Raw genomic sequence first — 6,041 nt, forward strand, 5'->3', positions numbered from 1 at the left:
GCTCCCATCCATCGAAAGATGAAAGATTCTCTGAGAGCGCGATCAGATCACCCCCGCGCGACGGGCGTCAATGGCCCGTAACAGAATCGTTCGATGAAAGACACGTCCGCGTCGGTGCGCCGGTCGGCCGCGACCTCGACCCGCCGACGATCCGCACCCCGCTGCTGGAACCCGCCGGGGCGGCCGGATCCGGGCGTGCGTGCTCCGGTCCGCGACGGCGAACGGGAAGGCGACGCGGCAGCGAAGGCGCTGCACCGGGACCGGCACCTCGCCGGCCGGCGGGTCTACCTCGCCGAGGCGGACCCGCCGCCCCGGGTCGACGCGGCCGTCGACAACACCGACCTCACCCGCCCTCGCCTGCTGCCCGGCCGACCTGGCGGTCGGGTCGCCGGCGCCGCCGCAGCAGCGCAGCGCCGACGGCGTTCAGCCCGACACCCCAGATCAGGAGGACGGTCAGCCACTGCGCCCACCGCAGAACGCTCATCTCGCCGGAGAGCAGGTTCCGTACGCTGCCGTACGGGGTGAGCCACGCCTGGGCGGGCTCGACGGCGCCCAGCAGCGCGTACAGGCCCAGCGGCAACACGATGGTGGCGAGGAACCCGACGACCGGCGAGCGCAGCAGCAGGCCCAGCCCGGTGCCCACCAGCCCGGCGACGACCTGCACCAGCACACTGCCGACCGCGATGGTCCCGGCGTGCCGCCACGGGTCGTCGGCGACGGCCGCCGGAGTGAGGGCGAGCGTCACGGCGCAGACCAGCACCCCGACGACGCCGACGACGACGGCCGGCAGCCCCACCGCGAGCACGGTCGGAGTGACCCGGACGGCGGCGGGCGCCCGCCGCAGGTCACGCACCAGCAGGATGCCGAAGAGCGGCGTCAGCACCGACATCAGGCTCTGCACCGTCTCCGAGAGCGCGGCGAACGTCCGATCGCCGGGAGCCGCCGCAGCCGTCAACGCCACGGCGGCCAGCAGGCCCAGCAGAAGGGTGATCGCGAGCAGCCACCACCGGGCCGGCGTACGCAGGGCGCGCACCAGTCCGCCGCGAATCGTCCCGTCCGGCTCGGTGAACCCTCGCCGGTCGGCCGTACCCGGGTCGCCCGGGTTCGTCCGCGCGGTCACCGGACCGGCCCGTGGTGGAACTCGGCGCGCCAGCGGCGTACCCCGTTGTCCCCGTCCATGCCCGCTCCCGCCCCGCGCCGGCGCTACCGGACGCGATCGCCGGTCAGATTACCGGCCGGGTGGTTCCTCCGTGACCCCGCGAACGCCGCCGCCCGGCTGGTCCGGGCGCCGGCGGGCTGTTCCGTGGCTCACGTCCGGGCGTCGACGCCCGGCGGGTCGCGTAGGGCCTACGGGTGTTGTCCCAGCCTCGGGCTAGGCTCGCTGCGGCGCGCCACGCCGGCTGACATCGCCGGTGACCGGCAGCACACCGCCGAGACCGGGGAGTACGACCAGTTGACCGCAGAGCCTGACACCCTGTACGGGGCCGATGACCTCACCCACCTTGAGGGGCTGGACGCTGTCCGCAAGCGGCCCGGCATGTACATCGGTTCCACCGACAGCCGTGGCGTGGGTCACCTCGTCAACGAGATCCTCGACAACTCGACCGACGAGGGCGTCGCCGGTCACGCCACCAACGTCGAGGTGACGCTGCACGCCGACGGCTCGGTGCAGGTCGACGACGACGGTCGGGGCATCCCCACCGACGTGCACGCCAAGTCCGGCATCTCCGGCGTGGAGCTGGTGCTCACCCGGCTGCACGCGGGCGGCAAGTTCGGCGGCTCCGGCTACAAGACCTCCGGTGGCCTGCACGGCGTCGGCGCGTCCGCGGTCAACGCGCTGTCCCGCCGGTTCGACGTGACCGTCCGCCGCGCCGGCAAGATCCACTCGATGTCCTTCCGGCACGGTGTCCCGGGGATCTTCGACGGCGACGGGCCCGAGGCGCCGTTCACCGCCGGCCCCGGGCTCCAGGTGGTCGGCGCGATGAAGCGTCGGCAGGCCACCGGCACCTCGATCCGCTGGTGGCACGACACCCGCTACTTCGAGACCGGCGCCGCGCTCGACGTCGACGCGGTCCGCATGAAGCTGCGCAACACCGCCTTCCTGGTCCCCGGCGTGACCTACCTGCTGCGCGACCTCACCGGCGAGGCGCCCACCGAGGAGCGGTTCCACTATCCCAACGGGCTCAGCGACATGGTGGAGTTCCTCGCCCCGGCCGGCGACCGGCCCGTCTCCGGCACCCTGCTGGTCACCGGCGAGGGGACGTACCGGGAGAACGCCGCCGACGCCAACGGCGTCATGCAGTCCAACGTGCAGCGTCGGGCCGAGGTCGAGGTGTCGTTCCGCTGGGGCACCGGCTACGAGCGCACCGTCGAGTGCTTCACCAACACGATCCGCAACGCGCACGGCGGCACCCACCGCAAGGGCTTCGAGCGGGCCCTGGTCCGCACCCTCGCCGACGCCGTGCGCAACACCCGCGGGCTGCTCAAGGCCAAGGAGGAACCGCCCACCCTGGACGACGTCCTGGAGGGGATGACCGCCGTGGTGCACGTGCGGATCCCCGAGCCGCAGTTCACGTCGCAGACCAAGGACGAGCTCTCCACCACCGGCATCACCAAGGTGATCCACACGTTGGTCGAGGCGCACCTCAAGGCGTGGATGGAGGACCGGCGCACCAAGGCTGAGGCGCGCACCGTGCTGCAGAAGGTCGTCGACGCGGCCCGGGTGCGGCTCACGCAGAAGCAGCAGAAGGACGCCGCCCGGCGCAAGACCGCCCTGGAGGGCGCGTCGATGCCGCCGAAGCTGGTCGACTGCCGGGCCACCGGCATCGACCGCAGTGAGCTGTTCATCGTCGAGGGTGACAGCGCCCTCGGGACGAGCCGGATGGCCCGCTCCTCGGAGTACCAGGCGCTGCTGCCGATCCGGGGCAAGATCCTCAACGTGCAGAAGGCCAACCTCCAGCAGGTGCTGGACAATGCCGAGTGCGCGGCGATCGTCCAGGTGCTCGGCGCCGGCTCGGGGCGTACGTTCGACCTCTCCACGCTGCGCTACGGCCGGGTGCTGATCATGGCCGACGCCGACGTGGACGGCGCGCACATCCGCACGCTGCTCATCACCCTCTTCGCGCGGTACATGCGCCCGTTGATCGAGGCCGGCCGGCTCTACGCCGCTATGCCGCCCCTGCACAAGATCACGACAAAGGGGCGCAACCCGCAGACCGTCTACACCTACACCCAGGCCGAGATGGAGGCGACGGTCCGCAAGCTGGAGAAGGCCGGCAAGCAGATCGTCACCCCGATCCCGCGCTTCAAGGGTCTCGGCGAGATGGACGCCGACGAGTTGTGGGACACGACGATGAACCCGGCCACCCGCGCCGTCCGCCGGATCACCCTCGACGACGTGGACGCCGCCGAGCGGATCCTCGAGCTGCTGATGGGGGAGAAGGTCGAGCCGCGCCGCAACTGGCTGATCGACTCCGCCGACCGCGTAGACCGCGAGGCGATCGACGCATGAGCACGCGTACCGTCCGAGGGGAAAGCTGAGTCATGGCACGCCGTAAGGAAAACAAGGTCGACCTCTCCTCGTTCGACCAGGCCGGCGCGCGGGTCTTCGACAACCCACTGGTCACCGAGGTGTCCGACTCCTACCTGGAGTACGCGTTCTCGGTCATCCACTCCCGCGCCCTGCCCGACGCCCGCGACGGCCTCAAGCCGGTGCACCGGCGCATCCTCTGGTCGATGTACGAGCAGGGCTACCGCCCCGACCGGGGGCACGTGAAGTCCGCCCGGGTGGTCGGCGACGTCATGGGTAAGTACCACCCGCACGGCGACACGGCGATCTACGACGCGATGGTCCGCCTCGCGCAGGACTTCTCGCTCAACGTCCCGCTCATCGACGGGCACGGCAACTTCGGGTCCCCGGACGATGGGCCGGCGGCGGCGCGCTACACCGAGGCGCGGATGTCCCGCGAGGCGATGCTGCTCGTCGGCGAGTTGGGCGAGGACACCGTCGACGTCGAGCCCAACTACGACGGGTCGCTGACCCAGCCGACCGTGCTGCCGGCGGCCTTCCCCAACCTGCTGGTCAACGGCGCGTCCGGGATCGCGGTCGGGATGGCCACCAACATGATCCCGCACAACCTGGCCGAGGTGGTCTCCGCCGCCCGCTGGCTGATCAACCACCCGGACGCCACGCTCGACAAGCTCATGGAGTTCGTCCCCGGCCCCGACCTGCCCACCGGCGGCGTGCTGCTCGGCCTGGACGAGGTGCGCCGGGCGTACGAGACCGGGCGCGGCGTGGTGCGGATGCGCGGCAAGGTGGTGATCGGCCCGATCGAGGGCAGCCGGGGCCGCCAGGCCATCACGGTGGTCGAGCTGCCGTACGGCGTCGGCGCGGAGAAGGTCATCGCGGCGATCACCAACGAGGTCACCAAGACCAAGCGGCTGACCGGCATCGCCGACGTCAAGGACCTGACCGACCGCGAGAGCGGCACCCGACTGGTCGTCGAGTGCAAGGTCGGCGTCAACCCGCAGGCGCTGCTCGCCGACCTCTACCGGCTCACCCCGCTGGAGCAGTCGTTCGGCGTCAACAACCTGGTCCTGGTGGACGGGCAGCCCCGCACCCTCGGGCTGAAGGCGCTGCTGGAGGTCTTCCTGGCCCACCGGTACGAGGTGGTCACCCGGCGCAGCTCGTACCGCCGCCGCAAGCGCCAGGAGCGGCTGCACCTGGTCGACGGCCTGCTGATCGCATTGCTGGACATCGACCGGGTGGTCCGGCTGATCCGGGGCAGCGACGACGCACAGGCCGCCAAGGACGGGCTGATGAGCCAGTTCGGTCTCTCCGACATCCAGGCCACCTACATCCTGGACACTCCACTGCGCCGGCTGACCAGGTTCGACCGGATCGAGCTGGAGGTCGAGCAGGAGCGGCTGCGCACCGAGATCGCCGAGCTGTCCACCATCCTGGACGACGACAAGGTGCTCAAGAAGCTGGTCTCCGACGAGCTGGCTGCCGTGGTCAAGCAGTTCGGCGCCGAACGGCGCACCACGCTGGTGGATGGCGACCTCAAGGAGGTGCTGGCCGCGTCGGCGCCGGCCGGGCCGCTGGAGGTCGCCGACGACCCCTGCCAGGTGATCCTCTCCGCGACCGGGCTGGTGGCCCGGACCGCGGCCGAGTCGGAGGAGAGCGCCGAGGGGCGCCGGCGCAACGGCCGGGTCAAGCACGACACGGTCCGCGCGATCGTGCACTCCACCGCGCGTGGCCGGGTGCTGCTGGTGACCAGCGCCGGCCGGGCGTTCAAGATCGACGTACTGCCGTTGCCGGTGCTGCCGGAGCAGGCCGGCACGGTGTCGCTGCGAGGCGGCATGTCCGCCGCCGAGCTGGTGCCACTGGAGGCGGGGGAGACGGTCGTCGGCCTGGCCCCGCTGGGCGGGCCGGCCGACGGTTCGCCGGGGCTGGCCCTGGGCACCCGGCAGGGCGTCGTGAAGATCTGCGCGCCGGAGTGGCCGGTGCGGTCCGACGAGTTCGAGGTGATCGGCCTGCGTGACGGCGACGAGGTGGTCGGGGCGACCTGGCTGACCGACGGCGCCGAGACGCTGACGTTCGTCACCTCGGAGGCGTCGCTGCTGCGCTTCGCCGCCGGGCTGGTCCGCCCGCAGGGCCCCAAGGGTGGCGGCATGGCCGGCATCAACCTGCCCGCCGGGGCGCGGGTGGTCTTCTTCGGGGCGGTGCGCACCGACGATCCGGGGCACGGCGACCCGATGGTGGTCACCTCCACCGGCGCGACGGTCAAGGTGACGCCGTTCAAGGCGTACCCGGCGAAGGGTCGGGCGACCGGCGGGGTGCGCGCCCACCGTTTCCTCAAGGACGAGACCGACGTGGCCGTCGCCTGGGTGGGGCCGCGGCCGGTCGGCGCGACCGGCACCGGCGAGCCGGTCGAGCTGCCCGCCGCCGACCCCCGCCGCGACGGCTCCGGCTTCGCCGTGATGCTGGGCCCAACCGTGGTAGGCCACCTCATCGAACGCGACTAACCCGTCCCCCCGCC

At 72.0% G+C, this 6,041-nt stretch carries 3 protein-coding genes; 2 read left to right on the plus strand and 1 reads right to left on the minus strand.

The window, feature by feature from the left end:
* Nucleotides 1-343: 343 nt before the first annotated feature.
* Nucleotides 344-1,120: a hypothetical protein gene (locus DKT68_RS05510; RefSeq protein WP_109816337.1), complete on the minus strand. Its 777-nt coding sequence runs from the start codon at nucleotides 1,118-1,120 to the stop codon at nucleotides 344-346.
* A gap of 333 nt (nucleotides 1,121-1,453) precedes the next feature.
* Between DKT68_RS05510 and DKT68_RS05515 the strand changes: the two genes are divergently transcribed.
* Both DKT68_RS05515 and DKT68_RS05520 read left to right on the plus strand, forming a co-directional pair.
* Nucleotides 1,454-3,511 carry a DNA gyrase/topoisomerase IV subunit B gene (locus tag DKT68_RS05515; protein WP_109816338.1) on the plus strand — a complete coding sequence of 686 codons (2,058 nt, stop codon included), beginning with the start codon at nucleotides 1,454-1,456 and terminating at the stop codon, nucleotides 3,509-3,511.
* Nucleotides 3,512-3,543: 32 nt separating this feature from the next.
* The gene (locus tag DKT68_RS05520) at nucleotides 3,544-6,027 is read left to right on the plus strand and encodes a DNA gyrase/topoisomerase IV subunit A (RefSeq protein WP_109816339.1); all 2,484 of its coding nucleotides are present in this window, start codon (nucleotides 3,544-3,546) and stop codon (nucleotides 6,025-6,027) included.
* Nucleotides 6,028-6,041 lie beyond the last annotated feature (14 nt).

The organism is Micromonospora acroterricola (assembly GCF_003172955.1).
In the GTDB taxonomy this organism is placed as follows: Bacteria; Actinomycetota; Actinomycetes; order Mycobacteriales; family Micromonosporaceae; genus Micromonospora; species Micromonospora acroterricola.